The organism is Sphingomonas sp. Leaf38, from assembly GCF_001421825.1.
Lineage (GTDB): Bacteria > Pseudomonadota > Alphaproteobacteria > Sphingomonadales > Sphingomonadaceae > Sphingomonas.
This window is the reverse complement of the sequence record NZ_LMLD01000011.1, coordinates 407,240-425,879: the sequence shown is the minus strand read 5'-3', so window position 1 is coordinate 425,879 and position 18,640 is coordinate 407,240. Positions and strand designations below refer to the sequence as shown.

Genomic DNA, 18,640 nt, shown 5'->3' with positions numbered 1-18,640 from the left:
GGCTCTGGATCCCAGCTTTCGTTGGGATGACGGGGTGGTGATGCGCATCACGACTTCACCGCCGCGATACCCGCCAGTGTGCGGACCGTCAGCGCGCGTCGCAGCGCCGCCTCGGACTCCTTGGACGCTACAGTCACCGTGACACTCTCCCCCGGCAGCAGATCGAACGCATTGTCCGACGGCGTCGCCTCGAGCTTGCCGAAATCGATCCACACCGCGCGCGCCAGCTTGCTCGCGGTCAGCGTCAGCCGATCGCCCGCCCATGTCGCGGTCAGCCCCGGATCGGGCAGCGTCATCGTCTTGGGCGCCGCCGACACGAGCGCGCGCGACGCAACGCGGCCGTCCACGACCAACTCCGCCACCGCGATCGTCCGAGCAGGATCGCCGCCCGCGAACAGCGATGCATCGGGCAGGGTCGCGACCGGAGTCGCCGACAAAGGCGCAAGCGTCGCCGGCGTTTCGGTCGCCGCCAGCACCTTCCCGTCGACGTCGAGCGTCCGCACGCGCCACACCGCCTGCGTAGGCGTCGTCGCGTCGGAAATCAGGCTGATTTTGGTCGCGCCATCCTTATGCTCGGCAGCGATCGCGAGCGGCGCATAGAAATGCCGCGCGCGGAACTGCAGCGCCTTCCAGCGGCCGTAATAATCGATGCTCGCCCACGACGCGCCCGGCCAGACGTCGTTGATCTGCCAGAACAGCGATCCCATCGTCACCGGCCGGCACGCCCGGTGATGCAGCGCGGCGAGTTCGATCCCCTCGGCCTGCATCATTTGGCTGAGATATACGAACTCGGCGAAGTCGCGCGGCTCGCGGTACTTCTCGCGGATGTAGAACAGCAGCCGGTCGTTACCCTCGCCCTTCAGGAACTTCTGGTGCGCCTTCATCACCGGCGAGGTCGGCGAGAAGTCCGCGTCGGTCGCAAAGCTCCGGATCGTCTTCATCTCGGGCATCGACTGCAGGCCATATTCGGACATGAAGCGCGGGCAGCTGTCGAGATACGCCTCGACCGGTTTCTTGCCGCCCCACACGTCCCAGTAATGCCGGTCGCCATCGGTATCGATGTCGGGCTTGTCCTCGTAATTGTTGCTCGGCGAGCCCGGCCAATAGACCGCATCGGGATCACGGCGCTCGGCGGCATCGCGCAGCACGCGGTCGAAGAGCACCGCCATGCCGACGCCGATCCGCTCCTGCTCGTCCGCGCCGACCGCCTTCTTGTACGCGATCCGGTCGGACCAGTTCGCCCAGCCGCTCAGCACTTCGTTGTTGCCAGACCACAGCACGATCGAGGGATGCGCCTGGAGCCGGTCGACCTGTTCCTCCGCCTCGATCCGCACGGTCTCGCGGAACTCGCGATCGGGCGGCGTGACGGCGCCGCCGAACATGAAGTCCTGCCACACCATCAACCCCATCTGGTCGGCAAAGTCGTAGAATGCGTCGTCGAGATAATAGCCGCCGCCCCATATGCGGATCATGTTCATGTTGGCATCGCGCGCGCCGGCCATGACGGTGCGGATCTGGCTCTCGGGCACGCGCGCGGGAAACATGTCGAACGGGATCAGGTTCGCGCCCTTGGCGAACACGGGGATGCCGTTGACGACGAACGCGAACCCGCGGCCCTGTGCGTCCTTCTCGCGGCGCAATTCGACGGTGCGCAGGCCGGTGCGGCGCTGCGCGGTGTCGATCGTCGTGGTTCCGTCGGTCAGCGTCGCCTTCACGGTATAGAGCGGCTGCGCGCCATAGCCCGCCGGGAACCAGCGTTGCGGATTGGCGATGCTCACCGGCACCGCGACATGGCTCGCACCCGCCGCGACCGTGACGGTCCGCGCCGCCTGAGTCACCCGACCATCGGGCCCCGTCACCGCGACCTGCACCGTGACCGGCCGCTCCGCGCCCGCCACCACGTCGAGCTCGGCCGACAGCCGCGCTTCGGTCCTGGTCAGCGCTTCCTGCGTCACGCGAAACGCCTCGATCCGTGCGTCGTCCCACGCCTCGATCCGCGCGGGGCGCCAGATCCCCTGCGTGACGATCCGCGGGCCCCAGTCCCAGCCATATTGATACTTCGGCTTGCGGATATAGGGCGAGGTCTGCTTGCCCATCGGCTCGTCGCCATAGATCGAATCATATTCGCCGGGCAGCGGATTGGCGGTCTTGAGCACCATCGGCTGCAACGTGCGGATCGGCGACCGGAACGTGACGAGCAGGTCGTTCGTGCCGGGCTTTAGCACCGCCTTGACGGGCACGCGCCAGCGGCGATGCGCATTGTCCGCGGCGAGCAGCTTCACCCCGTTCAGCCGCACCTCGGCAAAGGTATCGAGCCCGTCGAACACCAGGTCGACATGATCGCGCGCGAGTTGGTCGGGCGTCATGCGCAGCGTGGTGCGATACTGCCAGTCGGTCAGCCCGACCCACTGGATCTTCGCCTCGTTGAGCCCCTTATACGGATCGGGCACGATCTTCGCCGCCATCAGGTCGGTCTGCGCGCTGCCCGGCACGGTCGCGCGCAACCAGCGCGCCGCCTTGGGATGCGCCTTCGCCGCCGCGGTATCGGCCGGATCGATCCGCATCGACCAGCCGCTGTCGAGCACGACGCTGGTGCGCGGTGCCGCCCAGGCCGGGGTCGCAGCAATAGCGGCGAGCAACAAAAGAGCCGTGCGCCGCATCACTTCTTCTCCAACAGCTGCATCGATTCGACCGCGTAGAACGGCGACTCCATCGACGCCGTGAACGTCAGGCAGATATCCGCATCGCCCTTCCCCTGCGGCAACGTGCCGCGGAAGGTCATGCGGTTGGGGCTGGTCGCCGGGTTCGGCAGCGGGAACGTCCCCGCGATCGCGCCGTCGCAGCCGCCGGTGTGCACCACGAGCTCGCCATACGTCGTCACCGCATAATGCCGCCGCAGCGCCTTCTCGTCATGCGCCAGCCCGTAATGCCGCGGCAGGCGGGCGACATCGACGGTGAAGCTCCGCGCGATATCGAGGGGCGCGGCGGGGTACATCGTGCATGTGTCGAAGATGTTGACGTTGAACACCGGCGTGTTCGCGGTCGCCTCCGACGTCAGCGGCACGCGCAGCCCGATCGCGCCATCGGGGCATGCGACGAGGTCCGAACTCGACCGGCGCAGCAGCGCGGCACGGCTCGTCTCGAACAGCCGCGGTTCCGCGGTCGGATGGCCATCGGTGGTGAAGGCGGCGGCGCGCACGATGGTGCCGGGTTTGAGCGACAACGGCGCGGCATAGGCCTTGGACCGCGCGGTCGGCACCTTGCCGTCGAGCGTGTAGCGGATCGTGCCATAGCCCGTCTGCGTCGCGAGCGTCACCGGCACCTTGCCGCGACGCAGCGCGTCGCCGCGCGTGCCGGCCATCGTGAAATCGACCGCGAAAGCGCTGTCGGCGGCGGCGATCCCGGCCCGGGCGTAGCGTCCCATCTGCGGTTCGAGACGCGACATGAATCCGTCGAAATCGCGAACCGACTTCGGCGACCACGTCCGCTCCGCCAGCGCCGACAGCCGCGGGAAGACCGCGTGTTCGACCTGCTGCGGCGTCACAAGATATTCGCTCCACGCGTTGATCTGCGCGCCCAGCACATGCTTCGCCTTGTCGGGCGCCACCCCCGCCGGCTCGGGCTCGTAAGCATACACCCGAGCGAGCGGCACGATCGCATCGCCGTTCGAGATGCGGCCTGGCGGTTCGTCGCTGCGATTGCTCTGCAGGCTGTCGAGATACATTATCGGCGCCGGGCTCAGCACCACGTCATGCCCCTGGTTCGCCGCCTCGACCGCGCCCTTCTCGCCACGCCACGACATCACCGACGCCGATGGCGGCAGCCCGCCTTCGAGAATCTCGTCCCAGCCGATCAGGCGGCGACCATGCTTGGCAAGATACTCGCCGAGCTGGTCGATCATCCAGCTCTGCATCTGCATCTCGGTCTTGAGCCCGAGCGTCTTCATCTTGGCCTGCACCGCGGGCGACCGCTGCCACTGGTCCTTGACCGCCTCGTCACCGCCGAGATGGATGAACTGCGACGGGAACACCTCCATCAGCTCGTCGAGGACATGCTTGATGAAGGTCATGCTGCGATCCTCCGGGCTGAACAGCCACGGGTTCACGCCCCAGTCGTGACCGACCGCAGGCCGATCGCCGAGCACACCGACTTCGGCGGGATACGACGCGACCGCCGCCTGCGCATGGCCGGGCAGGTCGATCTCGGGCACCACGGTGATCGCGCGCTCGTGCGCATAGGCGACCAGCGCCTTGAGCTCGGCCTGCGTGTAGAATCCGCCGACCTTCTCGCCCGGAGCACCACCCGCCGACGGCGGCGTCCGCCACGCGCCGATCCGAGTCAGGTCGGGATAGCGCTTGATCTCGACGCGCCAGCCCTGATCGTCGGTCAGATGCAGATGGAGCACGTTCATCTTCTGCGCGGCGAGCTGATCGACCATCGCGTACAGCGTCGGCATCGGCACGAAGTGCCGCGCCGGATCGATCATCAGCCCGCGCCACGTGAAGCGCGGCGCGTCGCGGATCGTCATCGCCGCGAGCACGACCGGCTTGCCGACCGCCGCATCGGGGCTGAGCAACTGCGCCAGCGTCATTGCGCCGTGGACGAGCCCCGCGTCACCGCTCGCCGCGATCGTCACGCCCTTCGCATCGACGCTCAGCACATAGGCCTCGTCGCCCGCCACGCTCGCATCACGCACGAACCGGATCGGCCCCGTACCCGCGTCGCTCGTCAGCGAGAGCCCGCGGACGATCTTCACCTGCTGCGCGAGCAGCTTGGCCGCGATCTTCGCGCCGGCATCGCCCGTGACGATCCCCGCCCCCTCGCCGATCGTCAGCGTGCCGGCCTTCGCCTCGATCGAGGCGGGCATCGGTATCAGCTTCGGCCCCTCGGCCACCGCCGCGGTCGAGGTCATCAGCAGCGCGAACACCAAAGGGCGGAGACGGATCATGTAGGGTCCTTCGGCATGTGCGCTGGGTCGGGGGGATAGACGGCCGAGCCGGCCTTGAACGGTTCATAGTCGCGGACGACGCCGCCTGCGCGCGCGCCCTCCGCGGTCAGGATATCGACGGTGACGGTGACGGGCGTGAGACGGCCCGACCAGCTGGCGGACCCCGTCGCGGTGCCCCCCGGCGCGATTACGGGAAGCGACTGTTCGCCCTCGCCGAGCACCACGCGATCGCCGCCGATCGCGCGCCAGTGCAACCGCGCACCGACCAGCGGATAGGAGGGCAATGCAGCCTTCGCGGCGCCCATGACGGTGGCGGTGAAGCCGGTCGGCGTCTCGCCCGCCATCGTCAGATCGACCTTCGCGGAAACGTCGCGGTTGGCCGCTTCCCACGCGAAATAGCTCGGGCGGCGCTGGCGATCCGCATCGACGAGGCCGTGATCGACATAGCCATCGGCCATGCCGGCGAAGAGGTTCTTGTTCGAGCGATAGTCCGCATAGCTCCAGAAGATCGCGCCACCGACCCAGGGCCGTGTCGCAAACGCCGCGAGCTGGTCCTTGAGATTGTCGGTGCGCGCCACGTCGGCGCTCGCGCTGTCCTTCGAGAACGGCCCCGGCCAGCCGAATTCGGAAATCACGAGCATCCGGTCGGGATAGGCCTTGTCGAACGCATCGAGCCACGGCCCTACTTTGTCCGCGCCACCGCTCCAGGTTCCGAAATAGGCATTGGCCATGACGAAGTCCGCCTCGACCAGCGCGGGCACGCGGACCGGACGCTCCGCGATCTGCGAGTCCGCGAAGGTCACGAACCGGCCGGGATCGATCGCGTTGATATGCGCCTTCATCGCACGCACGAAGGCCAGCCCCTGCGGCGTCGCAGCCTCGCTCTCGTTCATCACGCTCCACGCGAGCACGCTGGGATGATTGCCGCTTTCGGCGATCATCTCGGTCATCATAGCCTTCGCGCGGACGAGCAGCCGGGGGTCGCCAAGCTGCGCCGCGGTCATCTGCCAGATCGGGATTTCCGGGATCAGCAGCATGCCAGCGCGGTCTGCCGCATCGAACACGCTCTGCGGCTGCGGATAATGCACCGGCCGTGTCAGCGTGACGTGCAGCGCGTTCAAATCGCGCATGTCGTGCAGGATCGTGCCGCGTGTCTCTGCGGCGCCTTCCCACGGCGAATCCTCGTGCCGCGTGACGCCGGTCAGCCGCACCGCGACATCGTTGACGTAGAGTTTCCGGTCGCGCAGCGCGAGCGTGCGCAGACCGACGGTGTCTTCGCGCCGGTCGAGCACCACGCCCTTCTCGTCGCGCAGCTCGGCAACGATCCGATAGAGCTTCCCCGCGCCGATCTGCCACCGCTGCGGCTTGGCGATGATCAGCGCGGCATCGGACGTCCCCGCCGACGACCCCGCAACCGTCAAACCCGCGAAGGCCCGCGCGACCATGCGGCCATCCGGATCGATCGCGATCGTCGTCAGCGAATAACTATGCGGCGTCAGGTCGACATTCTCGATTGCGATGCCACTCGTGACGGTCGCGCTGTCGGCCTTCAGAACCTGCCGGATACGCTGGCGGCGGATCAGTCCGCGCTCGGCGATCCGCAGCGACACGTCGCGCGTGATCCCGCCGCTATGCCACCAGTCGTACCAGACGTTCCCCGAGCCCGCCAAGCGCATCGCATAGCCCGGGATCGTCGCGAACCCCGGCCGATCGTCGGCGGCGACGACGATCCGGTTCGCACCCGCCTTCAGCACCTTCGAAACGTCGAGATCGAACGCGGTGTGCCCGCCCTCGTGCGTCCCGACGAGCGTCCCGTTCACCCACACGCGCGCGGCGTAGAACACGGCGTCGAAATGCAGTTCGAGATGCTTGCCGATAATTGCGTCGGGCACGACCAGCGTCCGCGCATACCAGCCGACGCCTTCGGCGCCAGCGCCTCGCGTGGCTGGCCAGCTATGCGGGACGACCACGCTTTCCGCACCCAGCGGATCGCCGGCGAGCCATGCCGGATCGGCCGGCGCATCTTTCGCCAGCCAGAAACGCCAGCCGGCATCGAGATCGATCCGTTCAGCCAAGGCCGGCGACGGGAGCAGCATCAGCACGGCCAAAGCGAATCCGGCACGCCTGTGCCGGATCCGCTGCCGCACTGTCCTGATACATCCCGATATCATGCCGTAACTTTATACTTTCGGTCGCGACGGGACGGCGCGTCTTGCCACGCGCCACGCCGTCGAAAGCCGCTTCGTCCAGCCTACATGCGGAACGAGAGCGATGCCGAGAACGTCCGGCCGTTCTTGTAGAACGCGGTCGGGCGATCCGGCGTACCGTTATACTGGAGATACGTCTCGTCGAGCAGGTTCTGCGCGTTGACCGACAGCGTCACCGCCGGCGTCACGTTGAACCCGGCCGAGAAATCGAGCTGGTTGTACGGTGCCACCATCTCGCGCGAGCCCAGACGACCGATCGTCCGGAAATAGGCGGTGCGGTAGTTGTAGCTCAGACGTGCCTGGAACGGACCGCTCTCGAAATACGGGATCACGTTGACGGTGTGCTTCGACAGATACGGCAGGTTGAGCGCCGCACCGCTGACATCGACCGACGAGGTGTCGCTGTCCTGGTACGAATAGTTCGCCTGGAGCCCGAACCCGCCCCAGATCTCGGCCTGGCCCGAGACCAGCACGCCGTTGACCTTCGCCTTGGCGCCGTTGATCGGCTGGCTGACGTTGTAGGTCGTGATCCGGTTCTGCAGCGCGTTGAAGTAATCGACGTTCTGGCGCGAGCTGATGATGTAATTCTTGATGTCGCGACGGAACAGCTCGACCGCCAGCAGCGTCCCCGAACGCGGATACCATTCCGCGGTCAGCTCGTAGTTGGTCGACTCATATGGCTTGAGGTTCGGGTTGCCGCCGCCGCCGTCGAGAGTCGTGTCGTTCAGCGAGGTCGCCGCCGCCAGATCCTGATAGCGCGGCCGCGAGATCACCTTGGCCACCGCGCCACGCACGATTACCGTCGGCGACACCGAATAGGCGATGTTGAGGCTCGGCAGGAACTTCAGGTAATCGGTCACCGTCCGCGTCGGCACCGGCTGCGGATTGGCCACCCCACTCGGCGTCGTCGCATAGTTCGAGATGTCGCGGGTATAGACCATCCGGCCACCGATGTTGCCGCGGAACCCGCCCTGGTCGAAATTGGCCTGCGCATAGGACGCGACGACCGTCTCCTTGACCTTGGTCGACGCACCGATCTTGGTCACCAGCGGGCTGTTGATCGCCCCCGACAGGATGTCGATCACCGACTGCTGCGGCAGGTTGAGATAGCTGGTCGCATTGCCCATGCCGCCGCTGCCGTCGAACGTGCCGTCGGGCGTGACGAGCGCGGTCGCGCCGAGCTGCGCGATCGTCTGCGACGACTGGAGATACGTGTTGATGCCGCGCGCATCGATCCGGTTGATATGGTCGGTCACGCGGCTGCCGAGCATGATCTCCGTGAACGGACCGAAGTCGACGGGAATCGTCGCGTCGTAGCCGCCGAAGATGTCGCGGTCGGTGGTGACGCTGAAGTCCTGCCCGCCGATCTGTGCCGCGTTCAGCTGCGTGCCGTTGACGATGACCGGACGGCCCTCGATCTGCGCCGGGTTGTTGTTGGGGTTGGTGAAGTAGTTCGCCGGATTGGTCTGGTCGCCGACGAAGTTCACCGTCGAGCTGTTGTTCGTGAAGGCATAGCTGTACGGCAGCTTGGTCTGCACGTTGAACAGATATTCGGGGTTACGCCCGCCGACCGCCTTGCTCCAGCCGCCTGCGAACGACACCTTGGCGCCGCCATCGCCTTCGTAATCGGCGAAGAAGTTGATGTTGTCGGTCTTCAGCTTGGTCTTGCGGACCAGCGTGTCGAGCTGTGCGCTCTGGCTCCTGGCGGCGCCGAACGACGCCGCGTTGACCACGCCGTTGCTGATATTGGCCGACTGCAGCACGTCGCCGGTCCACGCGCCGGGGATCGTGTACATCGACTGGCTGTAGTTGTTGTAGTTGCCGTTGATGTGCAGACCGTTGAGCGTGAGGGTCAGCTCCGACGTCGGGCGATACTGCATCGTCCCCGACACGCTCTTGCGCTCGCGCGTCTGCTGGAAATAGGCATAGTTGATGCCGAACGGCGATGCCGCCTTGTAGAGATCGGCGATCGTGCCGCCGGTGATCGTCGCGCCGGGGCTCTTGAGGCTCAGCGTGCCGTCGGCCGCGCGGTTGACGAACGGGCTGTTGTAGGTGCCGTCCGCGTTCGGCGCGACGTTGTCATAGCCGAAGAACTCGACGCCTGCGCGCGTCAGGCTCTGCTTGTCGTAGGTCGCCGCGACCAGGACACCGAACGTCTCGTCCTTGTTCTTCCAGCTGTAGAGACCCGAGCCACGAACATTACCCTTGTCCGAGCGGTCGTTGTACGAATAGCCGCCCGAGGCGAAGATCGCATTGGCCTTCAGGTCGAGCGGACGGCGCGTGCGGACGATGACGGTGCCGCCGAGGCTGCCTTCCTCGATCCGCGGCTCGGGCGACTTGTAGACCTCGAGGCGGTCGACCAGCTCGGGGGCGAGCAGCGAATAGTTGAAGGTGCGGCTCGACGGGTCGTTGTCGTTGCCACCCCAGTCGGCCGAGGCGAGCGCATGGCCGTCAAGCAGCATGCGGTTGAGTGCGGGGTCGGTGCCGAGGATCGCGACCTTCTCGCCCTCGCCGAAGCGACGGTCGATGCTGACGCCGGGAATGTGCGACAGCGATTCGGCGACGTTGCGATCGGGGAACTTGCCGATGTCCTCGGCCGAGATCACGTCGACGACCGCGTTGGCCTGGCGCTTGACCGCGATCGCGCTGCGCAGGCTGCCGCGGATGCCGGTGACGACGATGTCCTGCTCCGCATCGACGGTGGCTGGCGCACCGTTCTGCGTGTCCGAGCCGGCGGGCGTGGTCGTCGGGGGCGCGTCTGCGACCTGAGCCATCGCCGACGGGGCGACGAGGGACCCCGCAAGACCGAACACGACCGCGCTCGACGCCAACAAAACCTGCTTACGGAAAACCATCGTCAAAGCCCCTTCCCAATCGACGCCGCAGCGCCATTCCGACCCGGAAAATCTCCGCGCCACCGCCATCCAACCGCTGGTACTGCTTTGGTTACTATCTGAGCAGCTTGGTATGAATATCGTATAACCAATTTGATTGGGAAATCCATCGGAAATTACAGTTTGGTTACCCGTCGATGGAACTTTTGCGATGACCCGCGTTTTCCGCGTTCTCAGGCGACTTAGCAGGGTTTTCCCGGCGCAATGCGGGTCTCCGGCCGCTGCGACGCAACGATCGCGATAATACCATTTCTTGCCTTTCGATCGCGATTTTGTCGTTGAACGCACCGACTCCATCGGCCAGACGTAATATAATTACGACCGATCGAAAGCCTGCGAATGACCCTCGAGATTTGCGTCGACGATATCGCTGGCATCGACTCGGCGGTTCTGGGCGGCGCCGATCGTCTCGAGCTGTGCTCCGCACTGTCGCTCGGCGGATTGACCCCGACGCCCGCGCTGATCGCGGCGGCGCGCGCGCTGCCGATTCCCGTCCATATGCTCGTGCGCCCGCGCGAGGGCGGGTTCCGCTATACGCCGCGCGAGGCCGCGATGATCGCCGCGGAAATCGCGACCGCCGCGGAGGGTGGGCTGGCCGGCGTCGTGATCGGCGCGAGCGGCGCGGATCATACGCTGGACGCAGCGCTTTTGGCGCGCCTCGTCGATCACGCGCGGGCCTGCGCGGCGATGCGCGGGGCACCGCTCTCGCTGACGCTGCATCGTGCCTTCGATCTGTGCCCCGACCTCCCCGACGCGCTCGAGACCGCGGTCGGGCTCGGGTTCGACCGGATCCTGACCTCGGGCGGCGCGGCCAGGGCGATCGACGGGCTGGCGATGCTCGCGACGCTCCACCGTGCGGCCGCCGGGCGGATCGTCATTCTGCCCGCCAGCGGGATCGATGCGGGCAACGCGAGTCGGTTCCTCGATGCCGGCCTGCGCGAACTCCACGCATCGTGCGGCGCCACGCTCGCGTCGACCGACTCCGCCACAGCTAGGTCCGAGGCGCGCGAACGCGAATTCGGGTTCGCTGCGGCCGATCGCCGGATCACCAGCGTCGACGGCGTTCGAAACTTGAAGTTGGTACTCGATCGTTTCGCTCGGCAAGCCGCTTGAACAGTACCAATATATAACGTATCCACCCTCTGCTGCCTGTCGCGATGCTCTCAGCATCCATACCGGCACCATCGAAAGTTGCCTTCATGTCCATTTCAACGAGCATTGGCAGGTTCCGGGATGGCAATCCTGCGCCGTTGTACGTCCAGCTCCAGCAGCTGATCCGCGACGCGATCAACCGCAACGTGCTGGCCAAGGACGATGCGCTGCCCGCCGAACGCGATCTTGCGATCGAGTATGACGTGTCGCGCATCACCGTCCGCAAGGCGATCGGCGGGCTGGTCGAAGAGGGCCTGCTGACTCGCCGGCGCGGCGCGGGCACGTTCGTCGCGACGCGCGTCGAAAAGAGCTTTTCGAAATTGTCGTCCTTCTCGGAGGACATGCAGTCGCGCGGTCGCACGCCGAGCAGCGCGTGGGTCAGCCGCACGATCGGCATGGTGACGCCGGAGGAATCGCTGTCGCTCGGTCTGTCGCCGGGCTCGGCGGTGTACCGGTTCCAGCGGATCCGCTACGCCGACGACACGCCGATGGCACTCGAATATTCGACGATCGCGGGCTATTGCCTGCCGACGATCGATGCCGTGCAGGACTCGTTGTACGAGGCGCTCGAAGCCGCGGGCAACCGTCCGGTGCGCGCGCTGCAACGCCTGCGCGCGGTGCATTTCAGCCCCGAGCATGCCAAGATGCTCGGCGTCGACGCGGGCCATGCGGGGCTGTTCATCGAACGCCGCGGCTTCCTGCGCGACGGACGGGCCGCCGAATTCACCCAATCCTATTACCGTGGCGACGCGTACGACCTCGTCGCCGAACTGAACGACATCTGACGCCGGCGCACGGGCGCCGGCCGGGGGGCTTACCGTGACCGAGACTATCGATACCACCGGCAATGCGGCGTTGCCGCAGACACTGATGTTCAGCGAGGCCGCCGAGGCCGCCGATGCGGTCGCCCGGCTGCTCGCCGCCAATCGCGACGCGCTGGCCGCGCTCGGCGAGCGCCTGCGCGCCGCGCCGCCCGCGGTCGTCGTCACCTGCGCGCGCGGGTCGTCGGATCACGCCGCGACCTATGGCAAATATCTGATCGAGACGCTGCTCGGCGTCCCTGTCGCCTCCGCCGCGCCGTCGGTATCGTCGGTCTATGCCGCGCCGATGGCGCCCGGCACCGCGCTGGTGATCGCGGTGTCGCAGAGCGGCCGCAGCCCCGATCTGCTCGCGACCGTGTCGGCCTATCAGGCGGCGGGCGCGCACGTCGTCGCGTTCGTCAACGACGAGGATTCGCCGCTCGCCGCGATGGCCGACACGGTGATCGCGCTCAAGGCCGGTCCCGAGCGCTCGGTCGCGGCGACCAAATCCTATATCTGCGCACTCGCCGCCTTCGCCGCGCTGACCGCGGCCTGGTCGCAGAACGAGTTGCTGATCAAGGCGATCGACACCTTGCCCGACATGCTCGCGCTCGCTTTCGGCGCGAACTGGACGTCGGTGGTCGACGCGCTGGCCGATGCCAACAACCTGTTCGTGATCGGCCGCGGCTATGGCTACGGGATCGCGCAGGAAGCCGCCTTGAAGCTCAAGGAAACCTGCGCGCTCCACGCCGAGGCGTTCAGCGCCGCCGAAGTCCGTCACGGACCGATGGCGATCGTCAATGACGGCTTCCCGGTGATCGCGTTCGCCACGTCCGACATGGCGGGCGACGGCGTGCGCGACGCCGCGGCCGAGTTCCGCGCGCGCGGCGCAGTCGTCTGCCTTGCCGATGCAAAGGTGAACGGCGACACCGATCCGGCCGCCTACACCGCGCATCCGGCGATCGAGCCGATCCTGATGATCCAGAGCTTCTACCGGATGGCCAACGCCCTCTCGCTGCGTCGCGGCCTCAACCCCGACGCGCCACTCCACCTCAGCAAGGTCACGAAGACGGTATGAGCGGCGTCGAAATGAACGAATCCCAGTTTCACGTCGTCAATGGCAGCGTCGTCACGCCGGACGGGCTGATGAACGGCGCGACGATCCGCGTCGTCGGTGATCGGATCGCGATGATCACCCCGCTCGAGCGCGCGCCCGCCGACGCGGTCGACCTGGGCGGCGGCTGGCTCGTCCCCGGCTTTATCGACACGCAGGTCAATGGCGGCGGCGGCGTCCTGCTCAACGACCAGCCGACCGTCGCGGGCATCGCCGCGATCGGCGCCGCGCACGCGCCCTATGGCACGACCGCGTTCATGCCGACGCTGATCAGCGATACGCCCGACGTGATCGAAGCGACGCTCGACGCGATGGACGCCGCGATGCTGGCCGGCGTGCCCGGCGTCGTCGGTGCGCATATCGAGGGACCGTGGATCAACCCGGCGCGCAAGGGCATCCACGATCCGGCCAAGTTCCGGCTGCTCGACGACGCGATGATCGAATTGCTGATCCGTCCGCGCAAGGGTCGCGTGATGGTGACGCTGGCGCCCGAGCTGACCGATCCGGCATCGATCGCACGGTTGGTCGCGGGCGGCGTGATCGTCAGTGCGGGGCATACCGATGCGGACTATGAGACGATGGTCGCGGCGGCCGGCGCCGGGCTGACCGGCGTGACCCACTTGTTCAACGCGATGTCGCCGCTGCTCCACCGCGCGCCCGGTGTCGTCGGTGCCGCGCTCGACGATCGCCATGTCTATTGCGGGCTGATCGCCGACGGTCTCCACGTCCACGACGCCGCGCTGCGGCTTGCGCTGAACGCCCGCCCGCATGACCGGCTGATGCTGGTCAGCGATGCGATGCCCTCGGTCGGCGCGGCCGACAAGGATTTCCGCCTGCAGGGGCGCCTGATCCATGTCGAGGACGGCAAGTGCTTCGGCGAGGACGGGACGCTGGCCGGCTCCGATCTCGACATGGCCGGCGCGGTCCGCAACCTGGTCGCCCGCACGCATGCCGACGTGCCGACCGCCGCGGCGATGGCGGCGACCAACCCTGCCGCATTCCTCGGCCTGTCGCACGAACGCGGCGCGCTTGCGTCCGGACTTCGGGCGGACTGGGTCGCGCTCACGGCCGGTCTGAGGCCCGCGGGCACCTGGATCGGTGGCCTCAAGATTGCCGACGGGATCTAGCATGACACCCCTCATCCTGACGTCGCCCCTCCAGGGCTGGGCATCGCCTCTCGAGGCGGTCCCCGACCCGGTCTTCGCCGAACGGATGATGGGCGACGGGATCGCCGTCGACCCGACCGGCGACTGCCTGCACGCACCGTGCGACGCGACCGTGCTGAGCATCCATGCCAGCGGCCACGCGATCACGCTGCGCACGCCCGAAGGCGCCGAGATCCTGATGCATATCGGGCTCGACACGGTCGCGCTCGGCGGGCGCGGGTTCAGCCCGTGCGTGGCCGAGGGCGCGAGCGTCCAGCGCGGCGACCCGCTGATCCGCTTCGATCTCGACCTGCTGGTCTGCGAAGCGCGCGCGGTGATCACCCCGGTGATCGTCACCAACCCCGAGCGCTTCACGATCGTTCGCAGCGAAACCGACAGACTGGTCGGCGTCGGCGAGGCGCTGATGACGCTTGAGCCGCGCGACGGTGCCGCCGATGTGTCGGTCGTCGAGGGCGACACCGTCCGCCGCACGATCGTCGTGCCTTTGGTCCAAGGGATCCATGCGCGGCCAGCCGCGCGGATCGGCGAGATCGCACGGAAATTCGTGTCCGAGGTGAAGATCACCAAGGACGCCCTCGTTGAGGCCGATCGGCCCGACGGCAACGTCCGCAGCCCGGTCGCGCTGATGGCGCTCGGCATAAAGCTCGGCGACGAGATCACGATCGCCGCCACCGGCCCGGACGCAGCCGACGCGCTTGCGGCAATTGGCGACCTGATTCTCGGCGGCATGGGCGAGAAGGCGGGATCCGCCCCAACCGCCCCCGTGTTCCCCCGCGAAGGCGGGGGCCGAGAAGCCACGGACGTCGGCGCTGCTGGGTCCTGGGCCCCCGCCTTCGCGGGGGAACAGGGAGCGAGAAAGCAGGCCACGACCCTCCCCGCCGACGGCCGCCTCCCCGGCGTCACCGCCTCCCCCGGCATTGCGATCGGCCAGGCCGGACTCTTCCGCCTCGCCGAGATCGCGGTCGTTCGTGAAGGCGCCGACGCCGCCACTGAACGCGCCGCGCTCGACGCTGCGCTCGCCACCGTCGCAGACCGGCTCGCCACCAAATCGGCGACCGCCATCGGCGCCGAGCGCGCGATCCTGACCGCGCATAGCGCGCTGCTCGACGACCCGACGCTCACCGACGACGCACACGCGGCGATCGCCCGCGGCGACAGCGCCGCCTATGCCTGGCGCACCGCGATCCGCGCGCAGGCCGATGCGCTCCACGCCACCGGCGATGCACGCCTCGCCGAGCGCGCCGACGACATGCTCGACCTCGAGCGGCAGGTGCTGCGCGCACTCGCCGGCGAAGACCTCGACGAACGCCTCAGCTTCCCCCCCGGCACGATCCTGCTGGCGGACGACCTGCTCCCCTCGCATCTGCTCGGCCTCGACACCGCGTCGATCGTCGGCTTCTGCGTCGAGCGCGGCGGGCCGACCTCGCATGTCGCGATCCTCGCCGCGACGATGGGCCTCCCCGCGCTGGTTGCGATGGGCCCAGCGCTCGCCGAGATCGCCGCCGGCACGCCGCTGATCCTCGACGCCGGCGCGGGCCTGCTCCACGTCGCACCCGACGCCGCGACGCTCGCCACCGCGCAGGCCGCGTTCGACGCACAGACCGAGCGCCGCCGCGCCGCGCTCGCCAACGCCGCGCGCGAATGCCGCACGCAGGACGGCGTCCGCATCGAGGCGTTCGCCAATCTCGGTTCGGCCGACGATGCCGAGGCCGCGGTCCGCAACGGCGCCGAAGGCTGCGGGCTGCTCCGCACCGAATTCCTGTTCCTCGAGCGCGACAGCGCACCCAGCGTCGAGGAACAGACCGCGGACTACCAGCGCATCGCCACCACGCTCGACGGCCGCCCGCTGATAGTCCGCCTGCTCGACATCGGCGGCGACAAGCCCGCGCCCTATCTGCCGATCGCCGCGGAGGAGAACCCCGCACTCGGCCTGCGCGGCATCCGCGTCGGGCTCGCGCACCCCGAGATGCTCGACGCGCAGTTGCGCGCGATCCTCGCGGTCCGCCCCGCGGGCCAGTGCCGCATCATGGTGCCGATGATCGCCAGCCTCGCCGAGCTGCGCGCCGTCCGCACCGCGCTCGACGCTGCCGCCGCCGCGATCGGCCACACCGATCACGTCGCGCTGGGCATCATGATCGAGACGCCCGCCGCCGCAATCACCGCCGACCTGCTCGCACAGGAAGCCGACTTCCTCTCGATCGGCACCAACGACCTGACCCAGTACGCGCTCGCGATGGACCGCGGCAATCCGGCGGTCGCCAGCGACCTCGACGGGCTCCACCCCGCGGTGCTGCGGCTGATCGCGCGGACCTGCGAAGGCGGCGCGGTCCACGGCAAATGGACCGGCGTGTGCGGTGGGCTCGCCTCCGATCCGCTCGCGGTGCCGATCCTGATCGGGCTCGGCGTCACCGAATTGTCGTCCGCGCCCGCGCTGGTGCCCGAGATCAAGGCGCTGGTCGCGACGCTCACGATCGACGCCTGCCGCGCGCATGCCGCGGCGGCGATGTCCTGTATCTCAGCCGCGGACGTGCGAACGCTCGCCCGGAGTTTCCGCCCATGAAGTCGCTGCTCGAAGCCCTCCAGCCGCTCGGCCGCGCGCTCATGCTGCCGATCGCGGTGCTCCCCGTCGCGGGCCTGCTACTGCGTCTCGGCCAACCCGACCTGCTCGACATCGCGGTGCTCAGCGCGGCGGGTGACGCGATCTTCTCGCATCTCGGCCTGTTGTTCGCGATCGGCGTCGCGACCGGCTTCGCGCGCGACGGCAACGGCGCGGCGTGTCTCGCGGGCGTGGTCTGCTACCTCGTCACCACGCAGGGCGCGCAGGCATTGATGACCGTGCCTGCCGACGCGCTGAAGGGCCTGACCGGCGACACGATCGCGCTCGCCACCGCGGCGTGGAAGGCCAAGGCGATCGCGCGGCTCGACGTGCCGATCGGCATCCTGTCCGGCCTGATCGGTGGGAGTTTCTACAACCGATTCTCCGCCATCGCGCTCCCCGAGTATCTCGCCTTCTTCGGCGGGCGCCGGTTCGTGCCGATCGTCAGCGGTCTCGCGGGACTCGCGCTCGGGGTGGTAGTCGGCCTCGGCTTCGGCGCGCTGAGCACGGGTATCGACGGGCTGAGCTACGGGATCAGCGGTGCGGGCGGGTTCGGCCTGTTCGCGTTCGGGTTGCTCAACCGGCTGCTGCTCGTCACCGGGCTGCATCACCTGCTCAACAACATCGTCTGGTTCGTCGCGGGCGATTACCACGGCACGACCGGCGATCTGCGGCGCTTCTTCGCGGGCGACCCGGAGGCCGGCGGCTTCATGGCCGGGTTCTTCCCGGTGATGATGTTCGGCTTGCCCGCCGCGTGCCTTGCCATGTACCATGCGGCGCTGCCCGAACGCCGGAAAGCGGTCGGCGGCATGCTGCTCAGCCTCGCGCTGACGTCGGCACTCACCGGCGTGACAGAGCCGATCGAGTTCAGCTTCATGTTCCTGGCGCCGGTGCTCTACGCAATCCACGCGGTGCTGACGGGCGTGTCGATGGCGCTGATGAACGCGCTGGGCGTCAAGCTCGGCTTCGGCTTCTCCGCCGGGCTGTTCGACTACGTGCTGAACTACGGCAAGGCGACCAAGCCGCTGCTGCTGCTCCCGGTCGGCCTCGCCTATGCCGCGATCTACTATGTGCTGTTCCGCACCGTCATCAAGCGCCTCGACCTCCCGACCCCGGGTCGCGAGCGCGATGCGCCGGTAGCGGCGGTGGCGGTCGCCAAGAGCGAACGCGGCGCCGCGTTTGCCGAGGCGCTCGGCGGCGCCGCCAACCTGACCAGCGTCGGCGCATGCACGACGCGGCTGCGGCTGATTGTCGCGGACCAGGGGGCAGTCGACGAGGCACGGCTGAAGGCGCTCGGCGCGCGCGGCCTGATCCGGCCCTCGGCCAATGCCCTGCAGATCGTGCTCGGTCCGATCGCGGATTCGGTCGCGGTCGAGATCCGCGACGCGATCGCGGCGGGTGGCGTCGCGCCTGCGGCGGTCGCTCCGCTGCCCGAGGTTGCCGACATCCGCCTCACACCGGCGACTCTGGCCGCGCTGGGCGGCGCGGACAATGTCGAGGCGGCGACGCAGCATGGCACGCGCCTGCGCATCCGCCTCAAGGACACCGACCGCGCGTCGGCAACTGCGCTCGAAGCGCTCGGCGTCCACGCGATCGCGCGCCCCGCCCCCGGCCTGCTGCATCTGCTGATGGCGCGCGAAGCGACGCTGGTCGCCGCACCGACGGCATAACGCATCTCCGCCATCCCGGACGATGGTCGGGGACGGCGGGGCAAGCAGGCAGCACGTCGCGACGAGGCTTGTCGTGCGGGGCGTCCCGCGCCA

At 68.1% G+C, this 18,640-nt stretch carries 10 protein-coding genes; 6 read left to right on the top strand and 4 right to left on the bottom strand.

The window, feature by feature from the left end; all coding sequences use genetic code 11:
• Nucleotides 1-47 precede the first annotated feature (47 nt).
• The 4 genes from ASE88_RS09370 to ASE88_RS09355 all read right to left on the bottom strand — a co-directional run bounded on the left by ASE88_RS09370 (nucleotide 48) and on the right by ASE88_RS09355 (nucleotide 10,010).
• The gene (locus ASE88_RS09370; RefSeq protein WP_056479308.1) at nucleotides 48-2,660 is read right to left on the bottom strand and encodes a beta-mannosidase; all 2,613 of its coding nucleotides are present in this window, start codon (nucleotides 2,658-2,660) and stop codon (nucleotides 48-50) included.
• Nucleotides 2,660-4,948, bottom strand: a complete 2,289-nt coding sequence (locus ASE88_RS09365; protein WP_056477713.1) for a beta-N-acetylhexosaminidase — start codon at nucleotides 4,946-4,948, stop codon at nucleotides 2,660-2,662. Before ASE88_RS09365 ends, ASE88_RS09370 begins: the two co-directional genes overlap by 1 nt.
• Complete coding sequence (locus ASE88_RS09360; protein ID WP_235527965.1) at nucleotides 4,945-7,050, bottom strand: glycoside hydrolase family 2 protein; 2,106 nt, start codon at nucleotides 7,048-7,050, stop codon at nucleotides 4,945-4,947. Before ASE88_RS09360 ends, ASE88_RS09365 begins: the two co-directional genes overlap by 4 nt.
• A 149-nt stretch (nucleotides 7,051-7,199) precedes the next feature.
• On the bottom strand, nucleotides 7,200-10,010 hold the full coding sequence (locus tag ASE88_RS09355) for a TonB-dependent receptor (protein WP_056477708.1): 2,811 nt from the start codon (nucleotides 10,008-10,010) through the stop codon (nucleotides 7,200-7,202).
• 378 nt (nucleotides 10,011-10,388) lie between these two features.
• On the opposite strand from ASE88_RS09355, the gene ASE88_RS09350 reads away from it, so the two are divergent.
• The 6 genes from ASE88_RS09350 to nagE all read left to right on the top strand — a co-directional run bounded on the left by ASE88_RS09350 (nucleotide 10,389) and on the right by nagE (nucleotide 18,547).
• The gene (locus ASE88_RS09350; protein WP_056477706.1) at nucleotides 10,389-11,162 is read left to right on the top strand and encodes a copper homeostasis protein CutC; all 774 of its coding nucleotides are present in this window, start codon (nucleotides 10,389-10,391) and stop codon (nucleotides 11,160-11,162) included.
• Between the two features lie 86 nt (nucleotides 11,163-11,248).
• The gene (locus ASE88_RS09345) at nucleotides 11,249-11,986 is read left to right on the top strand and encodes a GntR family transcriptional regulator (protein WP_056477704.1); all 738 of its coding nucleotides are present in this window, start codon (nucleotides 11,249-11,251) and stop codon (nucleotides 11,984-11,986) included.
• 85 nt (nucleotides 11,987-12,071) lie between these two features.
• On the top strand, nucleotides 12,072-13,079 hold the full coding sequence (locus ASE88_RS09340) for an SIS domain-containing protein (RefSeq protein WP_056479305.1): 1,008 nt from the start codon (nucleotides 12,072-12,074) through the stop codon (nucleotides 13,077-13,079).
• An 11-nt stretch (nucleotides 13,080-13,090) separates the two neighbouring features.
• On the top strand, nucleotides 13,091-14,242 hold the full coding sequence (gene nagA / locus ASE88_RS09335; RefSeq protein ID WP_056479302.1) for an N-acetylglucosamine-6-phosphate deacetylase: 1,152 nt from the start codon (nucleotides 13,091-13,093) through the stop codon (nucleotides 14,240-14,242).
• Between the two features lies 1 nt (nucleotide 14,243).
• Nucleotides 14,244-16,841 (top strand): phosphoenolpyruvate--protein phosphotransferase, encoded by a 2,598-nt coding sequence (gene ptsP / locus ASE88_RS09330; RefSeq protein WP_056477702.1) that lies wholly within the window; start codon nucleotides 14,244-14,246, stop codon nucleotides 16,839-16,841.
• Complete coding sequence (gene nagE, locus ASE88_RS09325; protein WP_056477700.1) at nucleotides 16,838-18,547, top strand: N-acetylglucosamine-specific PTS transporter subunit IIBC; 1,710 nt, start codon at nucleotides 16,838-16,840, stop codon at nucleotides 18,545-18,547. The genes ptsP and nagE overlap by 4 nt, the downstream gene beginning before the upstream one ends.
• The last annotated feature ends 93 nt before the right edge of the window (nucleotides 18,548-18,640 follow it).